This window comes from Rahnella victoriana (assembly GCF_021276285.1).
Classification (GTDB): domain Bacteria; phylum Pseudomonadota; class Gammaproteobacteria; order Enterobacterales; family Enterobacteriaceae; genus Rahnella; species Rahnella victoriana.
In genome coordinates, this window is record NZ_CP089919.1 from 455,981 (window position 1) to 481,802 (window position 25,822).

The following is a 25,822-nucleotide window of genomic DNA, read 5'->3' on the forward strand; positions in this document are numbered from 1 at the left end:
TCGCGGCGTTTAAATTGGGCGGATACTTTCTTCATCCAGCTCCGCATCGAAGAAACGACGCAGGGTCTGGATGTTGTTATCCGCAATAATAGACTGACGCGCCTGCGCCAGTTTTTCTTCATAAATGGCCTGTCGCCATTCCAGCGGCGTCTTCACCGCCAGATTATCATCTTCCAGCACGGTCAGTTCAACCGGCGTCTGATGCAATGCCGACAAGGCATCCGTCAGCACTTTCTGCGCGGACGGCGAATTCAGATGTTTTTGCGATGAACGCAGATGCAGGCAGATTTTTCCCGGCTCCGGTTGCTCGCGGTAGGCATTCAGCGCCAGTTGCTGCACCAGTTTCGGAATGGTCATCCGGCTGATGTCAGCCGCCCATTCATCGCGTTCAATCGCTTCTTCCGCCAGACGGGAAGCCAGTTCCGGCGATTTTTCATGTTCCAGCGCGGTACGCAACGCTTTCGGTGTCGCCACCGGTTCAGGCGCAGCTTCCGGTTCCATCATCGCTTTCCAGCGATAGGCTTCTTCTTTTATCGGCGCGGCAGGTTCTTTCTTCACCGCCAATGTCTGCGCACGTTCAGTCACCGAAGCGAGGCGCTCCAGTGCTGAGGTTGCCGGCCGCGCTTTTCCTGGCGCTGCCGGCTCAGCTTTTTTTGGGGTGGTACTCCCCTGCCTGAGCAATTGTGTTCGCGCCTGTAAAAGTTGCGCGGTGGAATCTGGCATCGCCGCCGGTTCGGTACTTCCCTGCGGCGGCGGGGCATTATAATTTTGCGGTGTTGGCTGTTGCGGCGGCGCCTGATGTACGGGCTGGGGTGCCACATACGCCGGTGCGGCTGCCGGTTGCGGTGCCGGTTCAGCAATGATCACTTTCGGGTGGAAGGCCAGCGCGCGCAGCAGCGTCATTTCAACGCCCATGCGTTTGTCCGGCGCGTACGCCAGCTCTTTGCGGCCAATCAGCAACGTCTGGTAATAAAGCTGCACGTCAGCTGGCGGAATGACACGCGCCAGCTCACGCAGACGTTGTTCAATCGCGGCGTAATGATTATCGAGAACGGACGGCAGGAGCTGAACCATCGCAATGCGGTGCAGCAGCGCCAGCGTTTCTATCAGCAGGTTTTCCCAGTCCACGCCTCGCGACGCGGCCTGTTCGACCTGCGCCATCATCTGACCGCCATCGGCGCTGACCAGCGCTTCAAGCATCGCCAGCGGCTGTTCATCGTCAAGCGTACCGAGCATTTGTGCCACGGTGTCGGTAGTGACCGCACCCTGCCCCATCGCGATCGCCTGATCGGTCAGGCTCAGGGCATCACGCATACTGCCGTCGGCCGCGCGGGCCAGCAGCTGCAAGGCGCGCGGTTCCGTGGTGATGGTTTCCTGCGTTAATACGTGTTCGAGCTGTTTGCGGATCTGTTCAGCGTCCAGCGCTTTCAGATGGAACTGCAAACAACGCGATAAAATAGTGACCGGCAGTTTTTGCGGATCTGTCGTTGCCAGCAGGAATTTGACGTGCGAAGGCGGCTCTTCCAGCGTTTTCAACAGCGCGTTAAAGCTGTGACGCGAGAGCATGTGCACTTCGTCAATCAGGTAAACTTTGAAGCGGCCACGCGCCGGTGCGTATTGCACGTTATCAAGCAGTTCGCGGGTGTCTTCCACTTTGGTACGGGAAGCGGCGTCGATTTCAATCAGATCGACAAAGCGGCCCTGCTCGATTTCGCGGCAGTTATCGCATACGCCACAAGGTGTGGACGTAATGCCGGTTTCGCAGTTAAGCCCTTTCGCCAGCAGACGGGCGATGGTGGTTTTCCCTACGCCACGGGTACCGGAAAACAAGTAGGCGTGATGGATGCGCCCGAGCGACAGGCCGTTGGCCAGCGCGGTCAGCACATGTTCCTGTCCGACGACGTCGGCAAAAGTTTGGGGGCGCCACTTACGGGCAAGAACCTGATAGCTCATTAACACTTCATCGTTGATTTATAATGAATAATTTGACGATACACGAAAAAACATCGTTTAACCCGTCTTTCTGCGCTGGTCTGCGAAACGGAGACTGAAGACTCAGCATAATGATGCCGGAGCCAGACTGCCACTTCTTAGTGTACCAGCAGGGTCGCCATCATTCCTATTACTTTACTTTTTGCCCGGCACGCCGCCGTTTCTCCGCCTTCCTCCTCCTCCTGACAATTCGCCCCGGGGGATGAGGGCAAATTTTGCACACGGATTACACTGAATCCCCTCTGTTCTGATAATGCTTTCTGCCCCGTCAAGGAGAGCCATGAAACGCCTGACACTGCCTTTATTACTGCTCGTATCCCCCGCCGTACAGGCCAGCTGGACGCTGCAAGGTTTCCCTGCGTTTGCCGAACCTGTCAGCGGAATATTCACCAGCAACGCCGCGTTACCTAAAGGACAGCGCACGCTGGAATTACATCAGGATAATCAATGCTGGCAGCCTTCGGGTGCGGTAAAGCTTAACGAAATGCTGTCGCTGCAACCCTGTGAAAACAACCCGCCGGCGCACTGGAAACAGTTCCGCGCCGGTGATTATCAGGTGCGGATCGATACCCGCAGCGGCACCCCCACGCTTCAGCTGAGCCTGAAAACGGCGCAGGAAGCCGTCGCGGCGGTAGCAAAAACCTGTCCGCGACGGGACGGCAAGCCACTGACGGTTGACGTTTCCGGCACCTTTGCCGAAGGAGAAACGGTCCGCGATTTTTATTCTGGTCAGAGCGCACAGGTCAGCGGCGGCCACATCACGATGCTGCCGGCTCCGGCCAGCGGCGGTTTATTGCTGCTGGAAGCGGCAGCGCGTAAAAAACCTGCGGCGTTCAGTTGGAAAAACGCCACGGTGTATTTCGTGCTGACCGATCGTTTTGAAAACGGCAATCCGGATAACGATCACAGCTATGGCCGTCACCGTGACGGAATGCAGGACATCGGCACTTTCCACGGCGGCGATCTGGCCGGACTGACCCGCAAGCTGGATTATCTGCAAAAGCTCGGCGTGAACGCGCTGTGGATAAGCTCGCCGCTGGAGCAAATCCACGGCTGGGTCGGCGGCGGCACCAAAGGCGATTTCCCGCATTATGCCTATCACGGCTATTACACCCTCGACTGGACCAAACTCGATGCCAATATGGGTACCGGCGAAGATTTGCAGAAACTGGTCAGCGAAGCGCATAAGCGCGGGATCCGCATTTTGTTTGATGTGGTGGTCAATCACACCGGCTACGCCACGCTGGCGGATATGCAAACCTTCCATTTCGGTGCCTTGTACCTGAAAGGCAACGACATCGAAAAAACACTCGGTAAAAACTGGACGGACTGGCAACCCGGCCCCGGCCAGAACTGGCACAGCTTTAATGATTACATCAATTTTGGCGACAAAGAGGGCTGGAGCACCTGGTGGGGAAAAAAATGGATCCGCACCGATATCGGCGATTATCACCCGCCGGGTTATGACGATCTGACCATGTCGCTGGCGTTCCTGCCGGACATTAAAACCGAATCCACGCAAGCCAGCGGCCTGCCCGTTTTCTATCGCCACAAGCCCGATACCGCCGCCAGAGAGATTGCCGGGGCGACACCGCGCGACTATCTGGTCACCTGGCTCAGCCAGTGGGTGCGGGATTACGGCATTGACGGATTCCGCGTCGATACCGCCAAACACGTGGAGAAACCGACACTGGCATTACTCAAAACCCGTTCCGCAGAAGCCCTGAAACAGTGGAAAGCGGCCCATCCTGAACAAGCACTGGATGATGCGCCGTTCTGGATGACCGGTGAAGCCTGGGGTCACGGCGTAATGAAAAGCGATTATTACGACAATGGCTTCGACGCCATGATCAACTTTGATTTTCAGGATCAGGCTGCGGCGGCGCTGAGTTGTTTTGCAAATATCGATGCGACGTATCAGCAGATGGCAGAGAAAATGCAGGATTTCAATGTGCTGAGTTATCTGTCGTCACACGATACGCGGCTGTTTTTTGCGGCCGATGCCAAAGGTTCTCTGCCCTTACAACAGCGTGCAGCCGATTTGTTACTGCTGGCTCCGGGCGCGGTGCAGATTTATTACGGCGACGAAAGCGGGCGTCAGTCCGGCCCGACGGGCTCCGATCCTTTGCAGGGCACCCGCTCTGACATGAACTGGAATGAACTGACCGGCGCGAAACAGGCGTTACTCACGCACTGGCAGACGTTGGGGAAATTCAGGGAGCAGCATCCGGCGGTGGGCGCAGGGGTGCAGAAATCGCAGCAGACAGCGCAATATTACGCCTTCAGCCGTCAGCGGGATGACGATAAGGTGATGGTGGTCTGGGCAGGAGATAGCGGAAAATAGCGGCGCAGAAAGCAAATGGCCTCGCGTTTAACGGCGAGGCCAGTTCACATCAACTTTTTACATCAATCAGTGGCCGTCGAAACAGACCAGGCTGTAGCAGTTGATATTTGAATCGTTCAGGCGTTTTTCACCGCCCAGTTCCGGCAGGTTGATGATGAATGCCGCATCGGTCACTTCCCCACCCAGACGGCGGATCAGTTTCGCAGTGGCTTCAATCGTGCCACCCGTTGCCAGCAAATCGTCGATCACCAGGATTTTTTCGCCAGGCTGAATGGCATCAACGTGGATTTCAAGGCTGTCAGTGCCGTATTCCAGATCGTAGGTTTCGCTGATGGTTTCACGCGGTAACTTGCCCGGTTTACGCACGGGAACAAAGCCCACGCCCAGAACCAGCGCAACCGGTGCGCCAAACAGGAAGCCACGTGCTTCAGTGCCCACCACTTTGGTGACACCGGCATCGCGGTAACGATCGGCCAGTAACTGAATGCTTGCAGCGTAAGCTTTTGGGTCTTCCAGCAAGCTGGTGACGTCACGGAACAGTATGCCTGGCTTAGGATAGTCAGGGATGGTTTTGATACTGTCTTTAATAAACTGTAGCTGCTGTGCGGTAGCGGTCATAATGTTAATTGCCTGATAAAGCTGCTGTTCATACTTAAACGCGGGCGGTCAAATGTCCCCCGTCATGCCCTGATAAAGCATGTCGTTCAAGGAAGGAAATTGGGAGCGCACCGACGTACGAGATGCCCAAATCTATGCAAAGCTGCTTTAAAAAGCAACCCGCAGCCGGACATGATCGCCTGTTTTATTGCTCAAGGTCAACCACTGGTAATCGCCACATCATGATCAGCAACGCAAACATCATGCAAACCAATAAAATACGCACCCATAATAACGGCACGAAATAGATCGAAATCGCGAAGGTTACGACGATCAGCGCGACCGCTTTAGGTTTCGCCCCTTTCGGTAACGCGCGGTATGTCTGCCAGTGTCGCAGATAGCTGCCAAACCAGGAGCGGTGCAAAAGCCAGTGATGAAAACGCGGCGACGAGCGGGCGAAGCACCAGGCGGCCAGCAATAAAAACGGCGTGGTCGGCAACAGCGGTAACACCACGCCAAGCGTCGCCAGCACCACGCACAACCAGCCAACAGTAATCAGTAGTATGCGTTTCATGCATTTCCTTCGGTTTAAAACAGGCACCTTGCCCGGTTTGCGGTTTCTCAGTGTAAACAAGTGCGCAGAGGCTGTCATACCGGTAAGCTACGCCGGAGTTTAAGGGAGATTATCGGTGAGCACTGAACGAATTTTACATGTCCTTGATCAGCAGATCGAAACACTGGCGCGGGAAATTGAACCGATAGGTCACGTTTCCGCCTCGCAGGCCCGGTTTGATGTGGCACTTTTTTCCACCAAAGGCACCCGTCTGCGCGATTATCTGGCAGAAATTAAGACCAATTTGCAGCAACTGAATCAGGAAGTCGTCGAAAAACGTTCTGCGCAGGTGGCTTTTATTGCCGAACGTCTGGTGGCCCAGATTACCGCCATGCAGCGTGAACTGGCGACCCAGACGCTGCGTAAAACGCACCAGACTCCGGAGCGTAAAAGCCATGATAATTATACCAAACTGGCGGAAACACAGCAGTTCGAGCGACGTCTGATTGCGATGATTGAAGACCGCGAAACCACGCTCGGTCAGCTGGCGACGTTCAGCGATCAGCAGCGGGTACAGAAGGAACTTGCGGCACTGGAAGGGCGTTTAATGCGCTGTCGTCAGGCGCTGGCTAAAATAGAGAGACAAATCGAGCGTCAGGAAAAAGGTTTTTGAATCTTTATCACATTTTTTTAATCCGGCATTCAGAGCCGGGCTTTTCTTATCTATAATGGTAAGTCCAAAACCTGCTAATCATAATGTTGGCCAATATGTCCGTAGAGAATGCGCCCCCCGAACTTCAGCTTGCTGTCGATTTGATTTACCTGCTTGAGTGCAATGAAATTGCCCCGGAAACGGCTCTTGCAGCACTGGAAATCGTTCAGCGCGATTATCAGGAAAAGCTGAAAAACAGCAAAAGCACCCTGTCGATCAGTTACCTTTAAGCCGTCCGGCTGCCTGTTTCAGGGGAACTTATCGCATTCCCCTGAATGGCACGAACAGGTTCAGCTCTGTGGCATCGCATCCGGTTCATCGCCCGGCTGCCGCATGACCCGTTTGACCTCCTGCACGTCGTGACCGTCCTGGTTATGCAGGTACACTTCCAGCTGATTGAACGCAATGTTGATGCCGTTTTCACGGCACAACTTATCAATGCTGCGGTTAAGCTCGTCCACGGTATAACTGCGGTCGCCCAGCTCACGCACATACACCCGCAATTCATGATCGAGCGTACTGGCACCGAAATTCAGGAAGAACACCAGCGGCGCCGGATCACTCATCACGCGGGTATTTTCATGCGCCGCCTGCAACAGAATCTCTTTCACTTTGTCGAGATCAGATCCGTAGGCCACGCCGAGTTTGATCAGCACACGGGTGACGGTATCACTCAGTGACCAGTTGATCAGCCGCTCGGTCACAAAGGCTTTGTTCGGGATGATCACTTCCTTGCGGTCGAAGTCGATAATCGTGGTCGCGCGGATACGGATACGGCTGACCGTGCCGGAGAAGGTGCCGATCGTCACGGTATCGCCGATACGCACCGGGCGTTCGAACAGGATAATCAGCCCCGAAACAAAGTTGGCGAAGATTTCCTGCAAGCCAAAGCCCAGCCCGACCGACAGCGCCGCCACCAGCCATTGCAGTTTATCCCATGAGACACCGAGCGATCCGAGTGCCGTCACCGCACCAATTACCGTGATGGAATAAGTCAGGATGGTGGTGATGGCGTATGACGTCCCCTGCCGCAGTTGCAACCGCGACAACACCACCACTTCCAGCAATCCCGGCAGGTTGCGGGTTAAGACGTACGCCACAATCACCGCAAGGAAACCGAGCAGTAAATTCCCCAGAGTCACGGTTTGCTGAATGGCTGCGCCCGCCACCGTGCTGGAGTAATGCCATAACGTGATGCTGTCGAGATACGAAATCACCGTCAGTAAATCTGACCAGATCCAGTAAAACACGGTGGCGAAAATAAAGAACAGTCCCATGGTGGTCAGACGCAGCGATTGCTGGTTGATCTGATCCAGCCCGATCTGCGGTTCTTCAACCGGTTCATTGCCTTCCAGGCCATCTTTCACCGCCGCGGTCTGGCGGCGTGCCAGCGCACGACGGTAAGCCAGACGCCGCGCGGCCACGCTCAATCCCCGCAACGCGGTGAGATAAATGACATTCCAGAAAATCAGCAGGTAAAGGCTGTCAATCCAGCGCCCCGCCAGCCGCAGCGTGGTATAGAAGTAACCGGTGACCACCAGTCCGACCATAAACGCCGGGGCCAGCGCGATAGCGGTGACCACCACCAGACGGATGCTGTGCGAGTCTTTTTCGCGCCAGCCATCGCGGGCAATCGGAAACACCAGCACGGTCAGGGCGAGCAACGTCAGGAAAATCACCACCTGCCCGATAATGTCATCCACCAGCCCGAGCGGCGCTTTTTCGCCCCGCACCGACCAGAAAATCAGCGGCAACATCACCAGACTCAGTCGGATCACAGAACGGCGGTAATGCGCGCAGGTGGTGGCTGGCATACTGAAATGCCGCTCATTGATGCCACCCGGTTTAAGAATGCGATAGCAGAAGCCCATCACCATCTGGAAGACCGCCAGCCGCTGCGCCAGCGTCCACAAAAAGTCGCTTGGTTCGATATCGCACTGGGAAAGCCAGTAACCAATTCCCAGCGTCAGCAGCACGCCCGGCAGCACATTCAGCGCCACCAAAAGCAGCGCCTGCGGCGTATGCAGCTGGCTGTCACGTTTGAGCTGTCCGACATCGTTGCTCAGCATGTCGATCCGCTGGTTGATGTATTTCCTGCGCCACCACAGCAGCAGAATGGCGCAAAGCAGCGGAACCGTCACCGGCAGAGAATGCAGCGCCCCGAGCATCAGTTCGCCCGGAGGAATACTGACGTGCAGACCGCTGAGCTGACTTTTCACTTCACCGGGCAGAGATTTCAGAAACTCCCAGTTCATCGGTTTGTTACTGCTGACCCAGAATATCTGCTGCGTCAGCGTTTCTGTCAGCGACTGGTTGATGCTCAGCAACTGCTGCTGGTTAATCTGTAAATTGATGGCCAGAGAAAGCTGATTGCCGAGTTGCTTGTTCAGCTGATCCAGCAGTTCACGGCGCATATCAACAATCTGGTCGAGCGCATCACTGATGTCGTCATTGATCGTCTCTTTGCTGTTGCTCACCACGCCCTGAATGTAACTGTCGCCCTGAAATAAGGCGTCACGTTGCTGGTTAATGGTGAACTGCTCCAGGCGCAAATCAGCAATCCGCGTGCTCATATCGGTCATCAGGCCGGACGGCGGAATGGTATTTTGCTGTTGCTGATACAAAATGCGTGACAGCAATAAGCTGCCTTTCAGCACGGTGATTTGCTCCTTCAGATCGTGCTCAGCCTGCGCCGAGCGGTCGAGCCAGTTTTTCACCGTGATATTTTTTTGTACCAGCTGATTGCCCTCTTCTGTTGCGGCAATCAGGCGTTCGCTGAGCTGGCGGTTAATCCCCAGTTCCTGCGCCACCAGCGGATCATTTTGGATATCCGAGGTGTCGTCCGGCGTTTGTGCCTCTTTCGCCGTGCGTTCAGACAAAATCAGCCGTTTGCCGTTCACCACTTCCTGCAGCAACTGCGCGGTATGCTCCAGCTGGTTGATGTGCGCATTGGTGTAATCACGTTGTTTTTGCAGCAAATCCTGCAAGGTAGTGTTGGCCTCCAGACTCTTGCGCTGGAGATCAATCTGCGCGCTCAGCAGCGCCTGCTGGGTGACCAGCATATTTTGCTGTGAGTTGCGTAAATCCTGCTGGCCCGGCGACATCCCGTTGAGCTGATTACGAATTTTCTGGATCGCCAGCGAATAGGTGTACATCGCGTTCTGCACGCGTTCGGGCTGGGTTTGCAGCGAAATCAGCTGGGTGTTGTACGTCGATAAATCTTCCTGAGAAGACTGAAGATCGTCGAGGGTATCGTTAAGACGGTTTTCCAGCTGACGCAGGGATAACGCGGCAAGCTGCGCTTTATTGACGTCATCTTTGGGGTTGTTTTTGATCTGGTCGAGACCTTCCATCGCCACCCGCAGTTTTTGCGGCGCTTCGGCGACCTGTTTTTGCAACTGACTGGCATCCTGTTTCACCCGTTCTAGCGCATCCAGATATTCCAGCGTGTGGATCAAATCCTGCTGCGAAAGCTTATCAACCGGTGTCAGGTTTTTTTGACGGTTGAGTGCATCAAGCTGATTCTGGATTTCATTGCGGCCCGGCACATCATTACTGGCGGCATGACCGGAAAACGAGAAAAGGAATAAAGTCACGCACAGCATAAAGGTGAAAATGCGCAGTATTTCCCTTCTTTGCAGGAGTGAAATCTCATGGGAAGGTGCGGCCAGAAACCGGATAAACATACGTCAGCGTCGACTCATTTACTGAATGAATAATATGCTGACGACAATAGCAGCGTTGGTGATGAAAGAAAGGAGAAAAGCGTATCTGAATACAACACTGCCGTGGTGATTTTATCGCCACAAAAACACTCAATTTGCAGACTTATTAATTGCGGGAAAAGTATTACAGCGTTATTTGGCGAGGGTCAGAAAGGCAGAATGGCGCAGCATATCAATATAGGTATCAACAAACTTTCCGGCATTCCCTTCCAGATCAAAGCTTTCGGGAATAAATAGCCAGTTTTCCATCAGGCCGGTGAGATAAGCGCGTAAAATAATGGCGGCCTGACGGGTATCGAGATCGGCAGGCAGCTGTTTTTCTTCAATACAGCGCACAAGAATACGTTCGATTTTGCCGTATCCCTCCATGTATAACGCTTTGCGCGCTTCATGAACGGACGTCATCTCCCCAACAAATTCACATTTATGGAATATAATCTCCATCAATGCTTTACGTTGGCTATCGGTGACAGTGGCGACCAGAATGTAAATTAGGATTTCACGTAAAATACGCAGTGGATTATTCGGAAACTTTGTCTGATACTCTACTTCGAGCACTTTTATCCGCGACTCATAGGCTTCCCAGATCGCGTTAAACAGTTCCACTTTGTTCCTGAAATGCCAATAAATTGCGCCCCGCGTCACACCGGCTGCATTCGCAATATCAGTCAGTGATGTCGACGATACCCCACGGGCAGAAAACTCACGCACAGCAGCATCCAGAATCTGTTGTCTGGTTTCCAGCGCCTGTGATTTGGTTTTTCGTGCCATAGGTTTATCTTTAAGGGGAGTTTGATTTACATACATTCTTGAATGTATGTAACATAGCACGCACATACTAAAAGCGCAGCAATGGATTTGGAATGTTGTGATCCATTGGACAATTTGAAATCGGACACTTGAGGTTTATTTATGAACAAAAACAGAGGGTTAACGCCTCTGGCGGTAGTTCTGATGCTATCCGGAAGCTTAGCACTTACAGGATGTAACGATAAAGAAGCTCAACAAGGTGCGCCACATGCTCCGCAGGTTGGCGTCGTTACCCTGAAAACAGAACCGCTTAATGTGACTACCGAACTTCCTGGTCGTACTGCTGCTTTCCGCATTGCTGAAGTACGTCCGCAGGTTGGCGGCATCATTCTCAAACGCAACTTCGTTGAAGGCAGCGACATCAAAGCCGGGACCTCGTTATATCAAATTGATCCGGCCACTTATCAGGCCGCGTATGACAGCGCTAAAGGCGATCTGGTAAAAGCTCAGGCCAATGCCCAAATTTCCCGTCTGACGGTAACCCGTTATAAGCCACTGCTCGGCACTAACTACATCAGTAAACAAGATTACGATACGGCTGTTGCCACTGCCGCACAGGCTGATGCCGCCGTGGTCAGTGCAAAAGCGGCGGTTGAATCTGCCCGCATCAATCTGGCTTACACCAAAGTGACCTCCCCTATCAGCGGACGTATCGGTAAATCGTCGGTGACAGAAGGTGCGCTGGTATCTAACGGCCAGACCACGGCACTGGCGACCGTGCAACAACTCGACCCTATCTATGTTGACGTTACCCAGTCCAGCAATGATTTCCTGCGTCTGAAACAGGAACTGGCTGACGGTTCACTGAAACAAGCCGACGGCAAAGCGCAAGTCAAACTGCTGATGGATAACGGTAAAGAATATTCACAGCCGGGTACATTAGAATTCTCTGATGTCACTGTGGATGAAACCACCGGTTCCATTACGTTACGCGCTATCTTCCCGAACCCAAATGATGCACTGCTGCCAGGTATGTTTGTGCGCGCGCGTCTGGATGAAGGGATTAACAACAACGCTCTGCTGGTTCCTCAGCAAGGGATCACCCGTAACCCACGCGGTGATGCCACAGCGATGGTGGTTGGTGCGGATAACAAAGTTGAACTTCGTACAGTGACCACAACGCAGGCAATTGGCGATAAGTGGGTTGTGACCGACGGTCTGAAAAGTGGCGATAAAATTATCGTGACAGGTCTGCAAAAAATTAAGCCAGGCGTACAGGTTACTGCACAGGAAGTCGATCAAAACGCAGCAGCGCCCGCTACAGCGACGAAGTCTTAATAGGAGCCGGTAATTCATGGCTAAGTTTTTTATAGATCGTCCCATCTTTGCATGGGTAATTGCGATCATCATCATGTTGGCAGGGGGATTGGCAATTCTTAAATTGCCAATTGCACAGTATCCCACCGTTGCGCCACCGGCTATCCAGCTGACCGCAACCTATCCGGGCGCAGATGCGCAGACGGTACAGGATACCGTCACCCAGGTTATCGAACAGAACATGAACGGTATCGACAACATGATGTACATGTCGTCGACCAGTGATTCGTCCGGTACGGTTCAGATCACCCTGACCTTCGCTTCCGGTACTGATGCGGATATCGCACAGGTACAGGTTCAGAACAAACTGCAGCTGGCAACACCGTTACTGCCGCAGGAAGTTCAGCAACAGGGTATCTCCGTTGAGAAATCGAGCAGCAGCTTCCTGATGGTAGCGGGCTTTATTTCCAATAACGGTTCCATGACGCAGGATGACATCGCCGACTACGTCGGGTCCAACATTAAGGATCCGATCAGCCGTACTTCTGGTGTGGGCGACGTTCAGCTGTTTGGTGCTCAGTACGCGATGCGTATCTGGATGGATCCGAACAAACTGAACAACTTCCAGCTGACGCCGGTAGATGTCATCAACGCCATCAAAGTACAGAACAACCAGATCGCAGCAGGCCAGCTCGGTGGTACACCACCGGTTCCGGGCCAGCAGCTGAACTCATCCATCGTGGCGCAGACCCGTCTGAAGTCACCGGATGAATTCGGTAAAATCATTCTGAAAGTGAATCAGGATGGTTCTCAGGTTCGCCTGAAAGATGTGGCTAAGATTGAACTGGGTGGTGAAAACTACGACGTTATTGCCCGTTTCAACGGACAACCCGCGTCTGGTTTAGGTATCAAACTGGCGACCGGGGCGAACGCCCTGAATACCGCGGCGTCTGTAAAAGCGACACTGAACAAACTTGAGCCATTCTTCCCGGCTGGCTTAGAAATTGTTTACCCGTACGACACCACGCCGTTCGTAAAAATCTCGATTAAAGAAGTAGGTAAAACGCTGTTCGAGGCCATCGTCCTGGTATTCCTGGTGATGTTCCTGTTCCTGCAAAACTTCCGCGCAACCCTGATCCCGACCATTGCGGTTCCGGTGGTTCTGCTCGGTACCTTTGCAATTCTGGCAGCGTTTGGCTATTCGATAAACACCCTGACGATGTTCGGGATGGTGCTCGCGATAGGCCTGCTCGTCGATGACGCCATCGTCGTCGTCGAGAACGTTGAACGCGTGATGGTCGAAGAGGGTCTGCCGCCAAAAGAAGCCACCAAAAAATCTATGGAGCAGATCCAGGGTGCTCTGGTGGGGATCGCGATGGTGCTGTCTGCAGTATTCATCCCGATGGCCTTCTTCGGCGGTTCAACCGGCGTTATCTACCGTCAGTTCTCCATCACCATCGTTTCCGCCATGGTGCTGTCTGTTCTGGTGGCGATGATCCTGACGCCTGCTCTTTGTGCGACCATGCTTAAGCCGGTTGCCAAAGGTGAGCATCACGAGAAGAAAGGTTTCTTCGGCTGGTTTAACAAAAAATTCGACCAGAGCACGCACCACTACACCGACAGCGTAGGCAACATTCTGCGCAGCACCGGTCGTTATCTGGTGATTTATCTGCTGATCGTGGTCGGTATGGCATTCCTGTTTATCCGCCTGCCAACTTCATTCCTGCCGGAAGAAGACCAGGGTGTATTCCTGACCATGGCACAGTTGCCAGCAGGTGCATCCCAGGAACGTACGCAGAAAGTGCTCGATGAAGTCACCGATTACTACCTGACGAAAGAAAAAGCGAACGTGAACTCCGTGTTTACCGTTAACGGCTTTGGCTTCGCCGGTCGGGGTCAGAACACCGGTATCGCGTTCGTCAGTTTGAAAGACTGGTCAGAACGTAGCGGCGCTGAGAACAAGGTGCCTGCGATTGCAGGCCGTGCGATGGGCGCGTTCAGCACCATTAAAGATGCACTGGTGTTCCCGTTCAACTTACCGGCGATTGTTGAGTTAGGTACGGCGACGGGCTTCGACTTCCAGCTGATCGACCAGGCTAACCTTGGTCATGACAAACTGACACAAGCGCGTAACCAGTTGCTGGGCATGGTGGCTCAACATCCGGACTTGCTGACTCAGGTTCGTCCGAACGGTCTGGAAGATACTCCACAGTTCAAGATTGAAATTGATCAGGAAAAAGCAACGGCATTGGGTGTTTCGATTTCCGACATCAACACCACTCTGGGTGCATCGGTGGGGGGTAGCTACGTCAATGACTTCATCGACCGTGGTCGTGTGAAGAAAGTGTACGTCCAGGCTGAAAATAAATACCGTATGTTGCCATCAGACATCAACAATCTGTATGTCCGTGGCAGCGCAGGCCAGATGGTGCCGTTCTCAGCGTTCTCGAGCGCGAAATGGGAATACGGCTCACCGCGTCTGGAACGTTATAACGGTCTGCCATCAATGGAAATTCTGGGTCAGCCAGCACCGGGTAAAAGTTCGGGTGCTGCAATGGAGATGATGGAATCTCTGGCTTCCAAACTGCCAAGCGGTATCGGCTATGACTGGACCGGTCTGTCCTATCAGGAACGTTTGTCAGGTAACCAGGCTCCGGCCTTGTATGCTATCTCCCTGATCGTCGTCTTCCTGTGTCTGGCAGCGTTGTACGAGAGCTGGTCAATACCGTTCTCCGTTATGCTGGTTGTTCCGCTTGGGGTAGTCGGTGCGCTTCTGGCGGCCACAATGCGCGGGCTGAGTAACGACGTTTACTTCCAGGTAGGTTTGCTGACCACCATCGGGTTGTCCGCGAAGAACGCCATATTGATTGTTGAGTTCGCCAAAGACCTGATGGACAAAGAAGGTAAAGGTCTTATCGAGTCAACACTCGAAGCGGTTCGTATGCGTCTGCGTCCGATCCTGATGACCTCACTGGCGTTTATCCTCGGTGTAATGCCGCTGGTTATCAGCTCAGGTGCAGGTTCCGGCTCACAGAACGCCGTCGGTACGGGCGTAATGGGCGGGATGATCACGGCGACACTGCTGGCGATCTTCTTTGTTCCGGTCTTCTTCGTGGTGGTTCGTCGCCGCTTCGGTAAGAAGAATGAGGACATTGAACATACACACAAAACAGAGCATCCGACGTTGTAACCGGATCACCTGTTCAGACCAAAGGCCGCTTATGCGGCCTTTTTTTCGTCTGCGACTTGAACATGAAAACGGATGGGTGCATAATTATTGTTATAGTATAACATAACATTTAGAGGCATTATGAAACCCGCTATCCATCCTGCGTATCGCACCGTGGTTTTTCACGACACCAGTGCTGATGAATACTTCAAAGTCGGTTCCACCATTTCGACGGATCGCACCATTGAACTGGAAGGGGCAACCTACCCGTATATCACGATTGAAGTCTCCTCATCCTCTCATCCTTACTACACCGGTAAGCAAAAAGAGTACTCAAAAGAAGGCAGTACCGCGCGCTTCAACCAGCGTTTCGGCAGCTTCCTCGGTAAGAAATAAACAACATCAGGGAAATCGTTATGCAGGTTCTGAGTTCATTACGTTCCGCGAAAAATCGTCATCCGGATTGCTGTGTTGTCCGCCGTAAAGGCCGGATTTATGTGATTTGTAAAAGCAACCCGCGCTTTAAAGCCGTACAGGGTAAGAAGAAAAAGCGTTAATGACGCCCCTTCCCGACCTGATATACAAAAAATAAAAGCCCCGCCGCTTGCCCGACGGGGCTTTTTCTTATGTTAAGACATGATGTAAACCTCCCCACCGTTTCATGGTGAGGAGGGAGTTCTTATTTCATGCTGGCGACAATCGTTTCCACATTGTGTCTGAACGCTTTGACGTAGGTTGTCGCCGGGCCTTGTGGTCCTGACAACGCTTCCGGATACAGCTCACCACCAGGCTCAGCACCGCTGGCCGCCGCAATCTGCTTAACCAGGCGTGGATCAGTCTGGTTTTCGATAAAGTAGGTTTTCACCTTCTCCGCTTTGATTTGTTTGATCAGAGAAGCGACACCGCTGGCACTGGCTTCTGCTTCCGTTGAAAAACCGACCGGTGCCATAAAGCTGACGTGATATTCCTGACCAAAATAACCAAAGGCATCATGGCTGGTCAGCACTTTACGTTTTGACTGCGGAATACCGGTAAATTCAGTTTTCGCCCACGCGTCAAGCTTCTGCAATTGTTCAATGTAAGCCGTTCCACGCTGACGGAAGTAATCCGCATCTTCCGGATCGGCTTTGATCAGTGTATTCATCACATTGGTCGCATAAATCACACCATTCGCCATGCTGTTCCAGGCGTGCGGATCGGTGATTTGCTTACCGTCTTCTTCCATCTTGCGGGAGTCCACACCTTCCGATGCCGTCACCAGATGGCCTTTATAACCGGAAGCCGTCACCAGACGGTCAATCCACCCTTCCAGCCCCAGACCGCTGACAAACACAACGTCAGAGGCGTTAATGGCTTTGCTGTCTTTCGGCGCAGGTTCAAAACTGTGCGGATCGCCGTCCGGGCCGACTAACGTGGTGACATTCACATGTTCGCCACCGACTTCCTGAACGATATCCCCGAGGATGGAAAAACTGGCCACCGCTTCGACCGTTTTTGCCATAGCCAGCGGGCTCGACAGCAGGGCAGCTACTGCGAGTGATACAGGTAATACTTTCATCATGTCCCCTTAATGGTGGTACTGCTTATTAACATACAACGGCTTAACATCGCGAGGCGGTTAACATGCCGCCACGCTTTCCAAATAAAACGGAAATAAAGAAAATAACGGTGGCACTGAGCACAATGGCCGGGCCAGCCGGTAGTGAGGCGTAGTAAGACCAGATGAGGCCGACGACGCTGGCGATCACGCCAATGATCATGGCACTCAGCAATGTATGAGGCAGATCCTGCGCCCAGAAACGGGCACTGGCGGCGGGCAACATCATCAGCCCTACCGACATCAGTGTGCCAAGGATCTGAAAACCGGCGACCAGATTAATTACCACCAGCGCCAGAAAAATACCGTGGATCGCCGCCAGCCATTTTCCGGCACTCACGCGCAGGAACAACGGATCAAAGGATTCAATCACCAGTGCGCGATAGATACAGGCCAGCACCAGCAAGGACAGGCTGGTAATGATGCCAACCATGATCATGGCGGAAGAATCAATGGCGAGAATGGAGCCAAACAACACATGCAAAAGATCCACACTGGAACCGCGCAGGGAGACCAGCGTGACACCCAGCGCCAGCGAGCCAAGGTAAAATCCGGCGAAACTGGCATCTTCTTTTAATTGCGTACGGCGACTGACGAGTCCGGATAACATCGCCACCGCCAGCCCCGCGATAAAACCGCCGATTCCCATCGCCACCAGAGACATACCCGAGATCAGATAGCCGATGGCTGCCCCGGGTAAAACGGCGTGCGACAGGGCATCCCCGACCAGACTCATCCGGCGAAGTAACAGGAAAACCCCCAGCGGTGTGGCACTGATGGATAACGCGATGCAGGCGATTAATGCCCGGCGCATGAAACCGAATTCAATAAAAGGATCGGCCAGTAAATGAAAAAGCATCATGAATTGGCGACTCCCGTCGTCAGGGAGAAAGGTTCGCTCGAAATACAGGCATGCGCCTGATGCGGGAAATGCCCCAGCACATCGCGGGCACTTCCCCATAAATTTTGCTGTGCGCTGAGATACAACACATGCGGAAAGTGACGGGACACCATCGAGATATCATGCAAAACAGCAATCACGGTTTTGCCTTCCTGATGCCACTGCGCAATAACGTTCAGCAGCAGATCCGTCGTCTGCGTATCGATGCCGGTGAAGGGTTCATCCAGCATAATGAGCGGTGCCTGCTGAACCAGCAAACGCGCGAAAAGCGTGCGTTGCAATTGGCCGCCGGAAAGTGAACCGACCGGTAAATGCGACATTTCCGTCATCCCGACGGTCTCAAGTGCCTGACCGACAGCCACTGCGGACTGACGACTGATACCGCCAAATAACCCGCTCTGAGGCCAGCATCCCATCGCCACCAGATCAAACACGCTGATAGGAAAACTGCGGTCCAGTTCGGCCTGCTGTGGCAGATACGCAAGACGCGGGCGCTTACCGCCTGTAAATGAAATGTTTCCCGCCACCGCCTGCTGAAGCCCAGCCAGCGTTTTGAGAAACGTGGATTTTCCCGCGCCATTGGCACCAATAACTGCGGTCAGTGAACCTGACTGAAATTGCCCGTTAAGCGGCATGGCAACGGCCTGCCGGTCATAGCCGACTTCGACATCGTTTACAAAAATCATGGTAGAGAAATTGCCCAGTAAATCGCAGCCCACAAAACGGCAAGCACGGCCAGTACCGCAAGACAGCGGACTGGCGAAGAAAGTGTAAAGAGTGTTTTGGTCATGACCCCTCCGATCGTTACAATATAACATCACAACTTGCATCAGGTATCAATACGTCAACTGTGTCAGTTTTTTTCACCGTGTTTGAGGTCGCGGTGGCAGGAGAACTGTTAGAAAAGGGTAAAAATTAATGAATAGATAGTAAATTGCATTACAATCAGAAAGTTACGATTTTTGTGCCCGGAATTTTTTTTCTCCGCTCAAAACACATCCTGATAAAAGTATGCAATAATGAAAAGGAATACAGTTAAGAGGTCAACGCGTTGAAAAAAATCATCCCTTACGATATTAATGGGGAAACTCTGACTGCTCAGGATTTACAACAGATTATTGAGCCTGCGTTATCTGAAATTGAAGAACCGTTAATTGGTGATTTAACTTATTTCTCAGAAAATGCGCGTTATGAACCTAATTCTTTGCAAATCGTGTCAATAAGACAAATTGACAAAAACTATTATTCAATGACTTACCAGTTCCGATGGACGATTTTCAATGGTTGTCTGGACATAAATGCGCAGGAATTCACGACGCAAAGTGTCACATTCCAGGTTAAAGCGGACGGACTGGAGTTTGATATTATTGAATTATCGAAAGGCACTATGGCGGAAGAATTGTAAGTTTGAGTAATACGTTTGCACAGCTTTCCGAAAATGAATTATATTTAAAATGCTGACTGTATATTAAACAGTGTAGCCCTCCATTCAAAGAGGGATTCATTGTGATTATCTTTGAAGTTGTAAGCCAGTTCATAGCGTCAGAAGTGAGAGCCGTTTCCTGTAAGCCATTAAGTTTTGTTGTTTACTCACAGAGTGTTATCAACACCGAATAAACCATTACGGAGGGGATGATATGGATGAGTACTCGCCTAAGCGGCACGACATCGCTCAGTTACGCTACCTGAATGAAATGCTGTACGACGAAGGAATTGCGACACTGGGTGACAGCCATCACGGTTGGGTTAATGACCCGACTTCAGCGGTTAACCTGCAGCTCAACGAACTGATTGAACACATTGCATCTTTTGTGATGAGTTTTAAAATAAAGCATCCCGACGATAACCATTTAACTGATCGGGTTGAAGAGTATCTGGATGATACCTACACCCTGTTCAGTAATTATGGAATTAACGATTCTGATTTGCGCCAATGGCAGAAAACCAAGAAGCGACTATTCAGAATGTTCTCAGGGGACTACATCTGTACCCTAATGAAGACTTGAGTAATAATTTATATGCAGTCATCAGATAAAAATGAAAAGGCTAAGATGAACAAAATCGACTATTTGATGCGTTTAAGAAAATGCACCACTATTGATACACTTGAACGTGTCATTGAAAAGAATAAGTACGAACTCTCCGACGACGAACTGGAATTGTTTTACTCGGCGGCTGACCATCGTTTAGCGGAGCTAACGATGAACAAGCTGTACGATAAAATCCCGGTAGCGGTCTGGAAATTCGTACGCTGATCGTCAGGGCTGGGCCGAAATACACTTCGGCCTAATGCCTGTTATTTAAGCGACATCACTTAAGCGTTATTTAACGATTTTCTGCCATCCGGTTACTCTGCTTTCTCTTTGATTTGCCGATGAAATGTCTGTAACAGAAACTGGAAACACTGTTCCGTTTTTGGCGATCGCAGCGGTGCAGGTTTGCGCATCATTGCCACAGTTCGGCTTAATGTCGGCTGCTGCAAATGAATCACGGTTAATTCATTATCATTGAGCGTTGCAGTATATAGCTCAGGCAAAATAGCCACGGCCAGACGCGAACGCACCAGTCCGTATAATGTCTCCTGAAAATCCACCCGATAACCAATTTGCAAATTTAGCCGATGACTTTCAATCAGTGACGTCACCAGTCTGCTGACATTTCCTTTTGAAAACAATGCAATATCTCTTTTTACCAGTTGCCGCCACGGCACATTATGGCCTTCCGCCAGCGCATCGTCACGCCGGATCACCGCCACAAAAGGGTCTTCAAGCAACGGATACACGGCGATTGTTGCCGGTACCGTACTGTCTGTGGCTCCGATACCAAAATCCACCGAACCATTTTCCAGTTCCAGTAATAATGCATCATTAGTGAGGTCGTGGAATTCCACACGCATATCAGGGAAATATTCGGATAATAACTGCGGAACCGCCGGAAATAATAATGTACTCACCGAAGGGACTAATCCGATACGTAATGTCCCGTCCCCACCCTGCCGCATAATTTGCTGCATATCATCGAAGACACTGTGCGCGGTATTCAATAAGCGTTCTGCATATGGCAGGACAGCTTCTCCCTGCTCAGTCAGGCTCACACCCTGTGCGGTACGGTTGAGTAATTTTCCCCCGAGTACAGATTCAATTTGCCGCAACGCGCTGCTCAGGGCAGGCTGGCTGATGGCCAGACGATTGGCCGTTTCGGTGAAACTGCGCAATTGCGCCAGCGTCACAAAATATTGAATTTGCTTAAGGGAGAGAGCAGGCAACCGGCGCCAGGGTTCAGACATAATCAGCAGCTATTCCGCAAAAAATAGAAAACGTTTGCTCAGCATAACCGCATCTTATAAACGGATAAAATAATTCATCTGTGCAAAGCCTTCGCCTCTCCCTACATTAGCCCAATCACTGTGTAAATCCGGATACTGAAATGACCGATAACCTCGCTTCCCTGCCCCAGCGCCAGCGGGCTGTGAATGCTGCTCTGGGCAAAATCCCGTTTGACCGCCTGCTGATAAACGCCCGTGTGATCGACATGGTCACCGGAGAGCTACGAGAAGCCGACGTCGGTATCACCGGCAATATGATTGCCAGCGTGCACCCGCGTGGGAAATTCACTCAGAAAGAGAATGTCGATGATTTATCAGGCAGCTACCTTTCCCCCGGCCTTATCGATACACATGTACATATCGAAAGCTCACACCTGCCCCCGGAAAAATACGCGGAAATCGTCGTCGCGCAGGGCACGACCACTGTATTTTGGGATCCGCATGAACTGGCAAATGTGCTCGGTGTGGCCGGTGTTCGCTATGCCGTGCAATCGAGCCGTAATCTGCCTTTGCGGGTGATTTGTGCCGCGCCCTCCAGCGTCCCTTCAACGCCCGGATTAGAAATGTCCGGTGCGGATTTCAAGGGGCAGGAAATGCAGACCATGCTGAGCTGGCCGGAAGTGGCTGGCGTTGCTGAAGTGATGGATATGTACGGCGTGCTCAACGGCAGCGAACGCATGCTGGAGATCCTTGAAGCCGGATTAAACAGCGGTAAATTGATTGAAGGACATGCCAGGGGTCTGAAAGATGAGCAATTGCAGGCTTATCTCGCCGCTGGCGTAACCTCCGATCACGAGCTGACGTCTGCCGAAGATGCGCTTGAAAAACTGCGTGCCGGGCTGACGTTGCAGATTCGCGGCTCGCATCCTTATCTTCTGCCTGACATCGCGGCCACATTGCTGAAGCTTCCGCACCTTTCCTCACAAATCACGCTGTGTACCGATGACGTCCCGCCGGATCATTTGCTGGAAAAAGGCGGCCTGATTGCCTTAATCAGACTGCTGATGGCCTGCGGTCTGCGTGCGGAAGACGTGCTGAGAATGGCGACGTTCAATGCGGCTATCCGTATGCAACGTCACGATTTGGGTCTGATTGCCGCAGGGCGCACGGCGGACATCATCGCGTTTGACTCGCTGGAGACGCTGGATCCACGCGCGGTTTACGTCGCAGGCACCTGCGTCGCCCGACACGGCAAACTTCTGTTTACGCCTTCAGCCGCCAGCGGCGTGACGCCTCCGCGCGATACCATGCGATTAAAAGCATTGAGTGCGGCGGATTTCAGGCTGCACATTCCCGGACTGAACAACGGCAAAGCGCGTCTGCGCAATATCAAAGGCGCGCGCTTTACGCAATGGGGTGAAGTGGTCGTCAATGTGCGCGACGGAGCGGCAGAGATCCCTGACGGCTTCAGTCTGATTTGGGTACAACACCGTCATGGCCGTCACGATGCCACGCCGAAAATGGCGCTGCTGGAAGGCTGGGGGGAATTACGCGGCGCAATTGCCACATCGTATTCGCATGACTCCCACAATCTGGTGGTTATCGGACGCGAGCCTGCGGACATGATGCTGGCCGCCAATCAGCTGATCGCCAGTGGCGGCGGTATGGCGCTGAGTCAGCATGGCAAACTGCTGGCAAAAGTGGATATGCCGATTGCCGGAATGCTTTCCGAATTACCGGCGGCAGAATTAGCCGAACAGTTTAAAAATCTGCGCGACCTCAGCGCGCGTATCGCAGACTGGGAGCCGCCATATAGGGTTTTCAAGGCCATCGAAGGCACCTGTCTGGCCTGTAACGCCGGGCCACATCTGACCGATTTAGGGCTTACAGATGGCGGTTTACGTGAAATCGTCAACCCGGTTCTGGAAATTTGGCCGGAAGAAAGCTGAGACACACCTCGCCACACCCGTCGTAAAAATGATAGCAAACACAACAAGATAAAAATTATTTCAGGGGAATGTAAGCATGTCCGAAAGTTCTGTGAAAAATGTGACGGCGTCATCTGAGGAAAACGCGCTGCTGCGCCGTTTCCAGCTTCGCCAGCGCCAGACCAACGTCAAAACGGAATGTCTGGCAGGGATCACCGGCTTTCTGGCCGCGGCGTATTTGCTGGTGGTGATCCCGGGTTTACTGGCGGTCAGCGGTATGGATAAAGGCGCGGCCACCACCGGCGTGATCCTGGTGTTTGTGCTGGGTTCTCTGCTGATGGCATTTTACGCCAACCTGCCCTTTATGGTCGGGCCGGGGATTGGCGGCTCCGTTCTGGTCGGTATCACACTGGCGGGGGATGGCATTTCATGGCCCATCGCGCTGGGTATCGCCTGCTGGTCGGGGATTTTGTTTTTCGTGATGACCGTATTCGGGTTGCGTGAAGTGGTCACCCGTTCGGTGCCCCAGTCGATCAAGCTCGGACTGACCGCCTCCATCGGTATTTTCGTTGCCCTGCTGGGTTTTCGAAATGCCGGGCTGGTCATGGCAAATGCCAAAACCCATGCGCTGGCTTTGGGTGATTTTACCGCGCCCGGCGCATTGATCGCGCTGCTCGGTTTGCTGGTCGCCGTGGGTTTACAGGCGCGCAAAGTACCCGGTGCCATTTTGTGGGCCATCTTACTGGCGACGGTTGCGGGCATCCCGTTTGGTGTCACGCATTTGCCCGCGCAATGGATATCCCTGCCACACTCCGTGGCCCCGCTGCTGGGCAAAGTCGATCTGACCGGCGCCATGAATATCGCCTTCCTGCCGTTCCTGTTTATCTTCTTCGCTTCGGAATTTTTCTCGACGATGGGTACCACACTGGCAGTCGGCGGCGAAGCCGGATTGCTCGATGAACACGGCAATATGAAGCACATCAACCGGCCATTCATGGTGGATTCTATTGCGGCGGCGCTGGGTCCGGTTGTCGGAATTCCTGCGGCAACCGCATTGATCGAATCTTCCGCTGCCGCTGAAGCAGGCGGAAAAACCGGCCTGACCGCGCTGGCTGCTGCCGTGATGTTCCTGCTGATGCTGTTATTCACGCCAGTTGCGCTGATGATCCCGAAAGAGGCGACCGCGCCCGCGCTGATTCTGATTGGCCTGAACATGTTCAGTAACCTGCGGAAAGTGGATTTAGCGAATTTCACCGATGCGCTGCCGGTGCTGATGATGGTGATGATCACGTTGATTTCAAACAGCTTCGGTACGGGTATCGCCGGCGGACTGCTGTTTTACGTGGTCATTAAAGCGGTGGCAGGGAAAGCGCGCGAAGTGCCGGTTGGCCTTTATATTCTGGCGATCCCGCTGGTGTATTATTTCGCCACACTGGTGCATCACTAAGACGGGCTGATCGGGAGAAGGTAAAACGGGAGGGCCTGAAATGGTGGAGGCCCTGCCAGCTACATCCCGGCACACACGACACCTGCCATGGCTGCTTCCTTCCGGACCTGACCAAGTTGACAAGTTAGCGTTGCGGGAGAACCAACAGGGCCCCCATTGACGTTGTCGGCTTCATTTCTCTGCTAAGAGAATCGAAGCGGTGGGCATTATCTGTGATGCCCGAAGCAAAAGCAAGTTAACGGCCGACAACCGTTGTTTTCTTAAACAATACGCCTGATTCAGGCCGGACAGAACCCCAATTTTTGCGTCATACTGTGCGCAAATCACTGAGGAGGATGTCATGTCGGAACCCGATAACTTTCGCCAGCGCGTATTTCAGATCATCGCCGCCATCCCGGCCGGACACGTCACCACCTACGGCAATGTCGCGCAACTGGCCGGTTCGCCACGGGCGGCGCGTCAGGTTGGCGGTGTACTGAAAAAGTTACCTGAAGGCAGCACACTGCCATGGCACCGGGTCATTAACCGTCATGGCGAGATTTCCCTGCAAGGTGAGGATTTTAAACGTCAGCGTCAGGCGCTACTGGCAGAAGGCATCATTTTTAAGAAAGGCAAAGTGGATTTAGAGAAATACGGCTGGAAATGGTAGTTGCTTGTGCGAACGTGCCATTAAAAAGCACCGCCGGAGCGGTGCCTGATACCTGCAATAACAACGCGATTACGTTAATAGGTCGGTTGCGTTGGCACTGCGCTGATTGGCGCCTGTGAAGACTCCATCCCCGGATTTGCCGGATTACTCATCGGCCCTAACGCCGTCGGCTTCGTGGCGACCGGTACAGCAACGACCGGGACCAGCTGCAGATCGGCACGGGTGCCCTGACCGTTGTTAATCACCTCTTTAATTGAATCGGTGACGAAGGTCATCTGGCCGTTAACTGTCACGGCGGCGCTCAACAGAACGCGGGCATTGGGGGCAATTTCCTGCGGGTTATACGGCAGGATAAAGCTGAATGGTGCCTGCTTGCCCTGGGTTCTCGCCACTTTCTGCGAAATCACACGCGACGGCGCATCGGACACTGACGCATCAGACAGGGTTACCGTCAGAACCGCATCCGGTGGCAACGCCACACGCTGATTGATAAACACGCTACCCGACATATTCGGGCCGGTGATCGCAGGTTCAGTGGCCGGACTGGCCGCCGTATTAACAGGGGGTTGCTGCGCTGGTGCCTCATGATGCTGAGCGCACCCGGCAAGAGTCAGAGACAGCGCGGTTCCACCTACTATCTGCCAAAGTTTCATTGATCGTACTCCCTTTTTATTAGTCGCTTGTCGACAAGCTGTAATAAACGCCGACGATGAATTTAGTGACTTTAACCAGCTTACCCATTAATCATGGCACAAAAGTCTGAGGTTTTCCTGTCCGCGGGTAAACAGATCTTCAGGGCAAACGGAAGATCCACTATGATTAACAGGTTAGACCTGTCGGTGAAGGTGTATTTCAGAGGATTCCTGCCTGCACTAC

The 25,822-nt window shown here is 52.8% G+C and carries 23 protein-coding genes, 1 other RNA gene and 1 other annotated feature; of the genes, 13 read left to right on the forward strand and 11 right to left on the reverse strand.

The window, feature by feature from the left end; translation table 11 throughout:
* Nucleotides 1–9 precede the first annotated feature (9 nt).
* Entirely contained in the window at nucleotides 10–1,953 is a 1,944-nt protein-coding gene (gene dnaX, locus J9880_RS02310; protein WP_095924985.1) for a DNA polymerase III subunit gamma/tau, read from the reverse strand.
* Nucleotides 610–674: a sequence feature (DnaX frameshifting element), on the reverse strand. (Overlaps the previous gene by 65 nt.)
* Before the next feature lie 319 nt (nucleotides 1,954–2,272).
* Here dnaX and J9880_RS02315 point away from each other — a divergent pair.
* Complete coding sequence (locus J9880_RS02315; protein WP_232770031.1) at nucleotides 2,273–4,336, forward strand: alpha-amylase; 2,064 nt, start codon at nucleotides 2,273–2,275, stop codon at nucleotides 4,334–4,336.
* 66 nt (nucleotides 4,337–4,402) lie between these two features.
* On the opposite strand, the gene apt is transcribed toward J9880_RS02315, so the two are convergent.
* Nucleotides 4,403–4,954 carry an adenine phosphoribosyltransferase gene (gene apt, locus J9880_RS02320; protein ID WP_013576602.1) on the reverse strand — a complete coding sequence of 184 codons (552 nt, stop codon included), beginning with the start codon at nucleotides 4,952–4,954 and terminating at the stop codon, nucleotides 4,403–4,405.
* Between the two features lie 184 nt (nucleotides 4,955–5,138).
* On the reverse strand, nucleotides 5,139–5,507 hold the full coding sequence (locus J9880_RS02325; RefSeq protein WP_095924983.1) for a DUF454 family protein: 369 nt from the start codon (nucleotides 5,505–5,507) through the stop codon (nucleotides 5,139–5,141).
* Between the two features lie 115 nt (nucleotides 5,508–5,622).
* Between J9880_RS02325 and priC the strand changes: the two genes are divergently transcribed.
* The gene (gene priC, locus J9880_RS02330) at nucleotides 5,623–6,159 is read left to right on the forward strand and encodes a primosomal replication protein PriC (protein WP_095924982.1); all 537 of its coding nucleotides are present in this window, start codon (nucleotides 5,623–5,625) and stop codon (nucleotides 6,157–6,159) included.
* 95 nt (nucleotides 6,160–6,254) lie between these two features.
* The gene (gene rsmS, locus J9880_RS02335; protein ID WP_015690305.1) at nucleotides 6,255–6,428 is read left to right on the forward strand and encodes a pleiotropic regulatory protein RsmS; all 174 of its coding nucleotides are present in this window, start codon (nucleotides 6,255–6,257) and stop codon (nucleotides 6,426–6,428) included.
* Nucleotides 6,429–6,488: 60 nt separating this feature from the next.
* On the opposite strand, the gene mscK is transcribed toward rsmS, so the two are convergent.
* Both mscK and acrR read right to left on the reverse strand, forming a co-directional pair.
* A complete protein-coding gene (mscK, locus tag J9880_RS02340) occupies nucleotides 6,489–9,884 on the reverse strand; it encodes a mechanosensitive channel MscK (protein WP_119826765.1) in 3,396 nt (1,131 codons plus the stop codon).
* A 171-nt stretch (nucleotides 9,885–10,055) separates the two neighbouring features.
* Nucleotides 10,056–10,694 (reverse strand): multidrug efflux transporter transcriptional repressor AcrR, encoded by a 639-nt coding sequence (gene acrR, locus J9880_RS02345; protein WP_095924980.1) that lies wholly within the window; start codon nucleotides 10,692–10,694, stop codon nucleotides 10,056–10,058.
* Between the two features lie 141 nt (nucleotides 10,695–10,835).
* Between acrR and J9880_RS02350 the strand changes: the two genes are divergently transcribed.
* The 4 genes from J9880_RS02350 to ykgO all read left to right on the forward strand — a co-directional run bounded on the left by J9880_RS02350 (nucleotide 10,836) and on the right by ykgO (nucleotide 15,716).
* The gene (locus J9880_RS02350) at nucleotides 10,836–12,011 is read left to right on the forward strand and encodes an efflux RND transporter periplasmic adaptor subunit (protein ID WP_095924979.1); all 1,176 of its coding nucleotides are present in this window, start codon (nucleotides 10,836–10,838) and stop codon (nucleotides 12,009–12,011) included.
* 16 nt (nucleotides 12,012–12,027) lie between these two features.
* A complete protein-coding gene (gene acrB / locus J9880_RS02355) occupies nucleotides 12,028–15,180 on the forward strand; it encodes a multidrug efflux RND transporter permease subunit AcrB (RefSeq protein ID WP_095924978.1) in 3,153 nt (1,050 codons plus the stop codon).
* Nucleotides 15,181–15,300: 120 nt separating this feature from the next.
* Nucleotides 15,301–15,555, forward strand: coding sequence for a type B 50S ribosomal protein L31 (locus tag J9880_RS02360; protein ID WP_095924977.1), 255 nt, complete (start codon nucleotides 15,301–15,303; stop codon nucleotides 15,553–15,555).
* A gap of 20 nt (nucleotides 15,556–15,575) precedes the next feature.
* On the forward strand, nucleotides 15,576–15,716 hold the full coding sequence (ykgO, locus tag J9880_RS02365) for a type B 50S ribosomal protein L36 (RefSeq protein WP_119826771.1): 141 nt from the start codon (nucleotides 15,576–15,578) through the stop codon (nucleotides 15,714–15,716).
* A gap of 122 nt (nucleotides 15,717–15,838) precedes the next feature.
* On the opposite strand, the gene J9880_RS02370 is transcribed toward ykgO, so the two are convergent.
* The 3 genes from J9880_RS02370 to J9880_RS02380 are packed head-to-tail and all read right to left on the reverse strand — an operon-like array spanning nucleotide 15,839 to nucleotide 18,343.
* Nucleotides 15,839–16,717, reverse strand: coding sequence for a metal ABC transporter substrate-binding protein (locus J9880_RS02370; protein WP_232770032.1), 879 nt, complete (start codon nucleotides 16,715–16,717; stop codon nucleotides 15,839–15,841).
* Nucleotides 16,718–16,760: 43 nt separating this feature from the next.
* The gene (locus tag J9880_RS02375; protein ID WP_095924974.1) at nucleotides 16,761–17,618 is read right to left on the reverse strand and encodes a metal ABC transporter permease; all 858 of its coding nucleotides are present in this window, start codon (nucleotides 17,616–17,618) and stop codon (nucleotides 16,761–16,763) included.
* A complete protein-coding gene (locus J9880_RS02380; protein WP_232770033.1) occupies nucleotides 17,615–18,343 on the reverse strand; it encodes a metal ABC transporter ATP-binding protein in 729 nt (242 codons plus the stop codon). The genes J9880_RS02375 and J9880_RS02380 overlap by 4 nt, the downstream gene beginning before the upstream one ends.
* 365 nt (nucleotides 18,344–18,708) lie before the next feature.
* Here J9880_RS02380 and J9880_RS02385 point away from each other — a divergent pair, with 365 nt between their 5' ends.
* From J9880_RS02385 to J9880_RS02395, 3 genes are all read left to right on the forward strand, one after another.
* Entirely contained in the window at nucleotides 18,709–19,062 is a 354-nt protein-coding gene (locus J9880_RS02385; RefSeq protein WP_119826777.1) for a hypothetical protein, read from the forward strand.
* 232 nt (nucleotides 19,063–19,294) lie between these two features.
* Nucleotides 19,295–19,663 carry an Hha toxicity modulator TomB gene (tomB, locus tag J9880_RS02390; RefSeq protein WP_232770034.1) on the forward strand — a complete coding sequence of 123 codons (369 nt, stop codon included), beginning with the start codon at nucleotides 19,295–19,297 and terminating at the stop codon, nucleotides 19,661–19,663.
* Between the two features lie 45 nt (nucleotides 19,664–19,708).
* A complete protein-coding gene (locus tag J9880_RS02395; RefSeq protein WP_056771138.1) occupies nucleotides 19,709–19,912 on the forward strand; it encodes an HHA domain-containing protein in 204 nt (67 codons plus the stop codon).
* 92 nt (nucleotides 19,913–20,004) lie between these two features.
* Here J9880_RS02395 and J9880_RS02400 read toward each other — a convergent pair whose 3' ends face one another.
* Nucleotides 20,005–20,946, reverse strand: coding sequence for a LysR family transcriptional regulator (locus J9880_RS02400; protein ID WP_232770433.1), 942 nt, complete (start codon nucleotides 20,944–20,946; stop codon nucleotides 20,005–20,007).
* 137 nt (nucleotides 20,947–21,083) lie between these two features.
* On the opposite strand from J9880_RS02400, the gene J9880_RS02405 reads away from it, so the two are divergent.
* Nucleotides 21,084–22,871, forward strand: a complete 1,788-nt coding sequence (locus tag J9880_RS02405; protein ID WP_095924969.1) for an adenine deaminase — start codon at nucleotides 21,084–21,086, stop codon at nucleotides 22,869–22,871.
* Nucleotides 22,872–22,947: 76 nt separating this feature from the next.
* Nucleotides 22,948–24,297 carry an NCS2 family permease gene (locus J9880_RS02410; protein WP_095924968.1) on the forward strand — a complete coding sequence of 450 codons (1,350 nt, stop codon included), beginning with the start codon at nucleotides 22,948–22,950 and terminating at the stop codon, nucleotides 24,295–24,297.
* Between the two features lie 50 nt (nucleotides 24,298–24,347).
* Here the strand turns inward: J9880_RS02410 and ffs are convergent.
* Nucleotides 24,348–24,444: signal recognition particle sRNA small type (ffs, locus tag J9880_RS02415), an RNA gene on the reverse strand.
* Nucleotides 24,445–24,637: 193 nt separating this feature from the next.
* Between ffs and J9880_RS02420 the strand changes: the two genes are divergently transcribed.
* Complete coding sequence (locus J9880_RS02420) at nucleotides 24,638–24,946, forward strand: MGMT family protein (RefSeq protein ID WP_095924967.1); 309 nt, start codon at nucleotides 24,638–24,640, stop codon at nucleotides 24,944–24,946.
* Nucleotides 24,947–25,020: 74 nt separating this feature from the next.
* Here J9880_RS02420 and J9880_RS02425 read toward each other — a convergent pair whose 3' ends face one another.
* A complete protein-coding gene (locus tag J9880_RS02425; protein WP_232770035.1) occupies nucleotides 25,021–25,599 on the reverse strand; it encodes a YbaY family lipoprotein in 579 nt (192 codons plus the stop codon).
* Between the last annotated feature and the right edge of the window lie 223 nt (nucleotides 25,600–25,822).

Coding starts and splice junctions, on each gene's coding strand:
- dnaX (WP_095924985.1), bottom strand. CDS start 1,953: ATGAGCTATCAGGTTCTTGCCCGTAAGTGGCGCCCCCAAACTTTTGCC.
- J9880_RS02315 (WP_232770031.1), top strand. CDS start 2,273: ATGAAACGCCTGACACTGCCTTTATTACTGCTCGTATCCCCCGCCGTA.
- apt (WP_013576602.1), bottom strand. CDS start 4,954: ATGACCGCTACCGCACAGCAGCTACAGTTTATTAAAGACAGTATCAAA.
- J9880_RS02325 (WP_095924983.1), bottom strand. CDS start 5,507: ATGAAACGCATACTACTGATTACTGTTGGCTGGTTGTGCGTGGTGCTG.
- rsmS (WP_015690305.1), top strand. CDS start 6,255: ATGTCCGTAGAGAATGCGCCCCCCGAACTTCAGCTTGCTGTCGATTTG.
- mscK (WP_119826765.1), bottom strand. CDS start 9,884: ATGTTTATCCGGTTTCTGGCCGCACCTTCCCATGAGATTTCACTCCTG.
- acrR (WP_095924980.1), bottom strand. CDS start 10,694: ATGGCACGAAAAACCAAATCACAGGCGCTGGAAACCAGACAACAGATT.
- J9880_RS02350 (WP_095924979.1), top strand. CDS start 10,836: ATGAACAAAAACAGAGGGTTAACGCCTCTGGCGGTAGTTCTGATGCTA.
- acrB (WP_095924978.1), top strand. CDS start 12,028: ATGGCTAAGTTTTTTATAGATCGTCCCATCTTTGCATGGGTAATTGCG.
- J9880_RS02360 (WP_095924977.1), top strand. CDS start 15,301: ATGAAACCCGCTATCCATCCTGCGTATCGCACCGTGGTTTTTCACGAC.
- ykgO (WP_119826771.1), top strand. CDS start 15,576: ATGCAGGTTCTGAGTTCATTACGTTCCGCGAAAAATCGTCATCCGGAT.
- J9880_RS02370 (WP_232770032.1), bottom strand. CDS start 16,717: ATGAAAGTATTACCTGTATCACTCGCAGTAGCTGCCCTGCTGTCGAGC.
- J9880_RS02375 (WP_095924974.1), bottom strand. CDS start 17,618: ATGATGCTTTTTCATTTACTGGCCGATCCTTTTATTGAATTCGGTTTC.
- J9880_RS02380 (WP_232770033.1), bottom strand. CDS start 18,343: ATGATTTTTGTAAACGATGTCGAAGTCGGCTATGACCGGCAGGCCGTT.
- tomB (WP_232770034.1), top strand. CDS start 19,295: ATGGATGAGTACTCGCCTAAGCGGCACGACATCGCTCAGTTACGCTAC.
- J9880_RS02395 (WP_056771138.1), top strand. CDS start 19,709: ATGAACAAAATCGACTATTTGATGCGTTTAAGAAAATGCACCACTATT.
- J9880_RS02405 (WP_095924969.1), top strand. CDS start 21,084: ATGACCGATAACCTCGCTTCCCTGCCCCAGCGCCAGCGGGCTGTGAAT.
- J9880_RS02410 (WP_095924968.1), top strand. CDS start 22,948: ATGTCCGAAAGTTCTGTGAAAAATGTGACGGCGTCATCTGAGGAAAAC.
- J9880_RS02420 (WP_095924967.1), top strand. CDS start 24,638: ATGTCGGAACCCGATAACTTTCGCCAGCGCGTATTTCAGATCATCGCC.
- J9880_RS02425 (WP_232770035.1), bottom strand. CDS start 25,599: ATGAAACTTTGGCAGATAGTAGGTGGAACCGCGCTGTCTCTGACTCTT.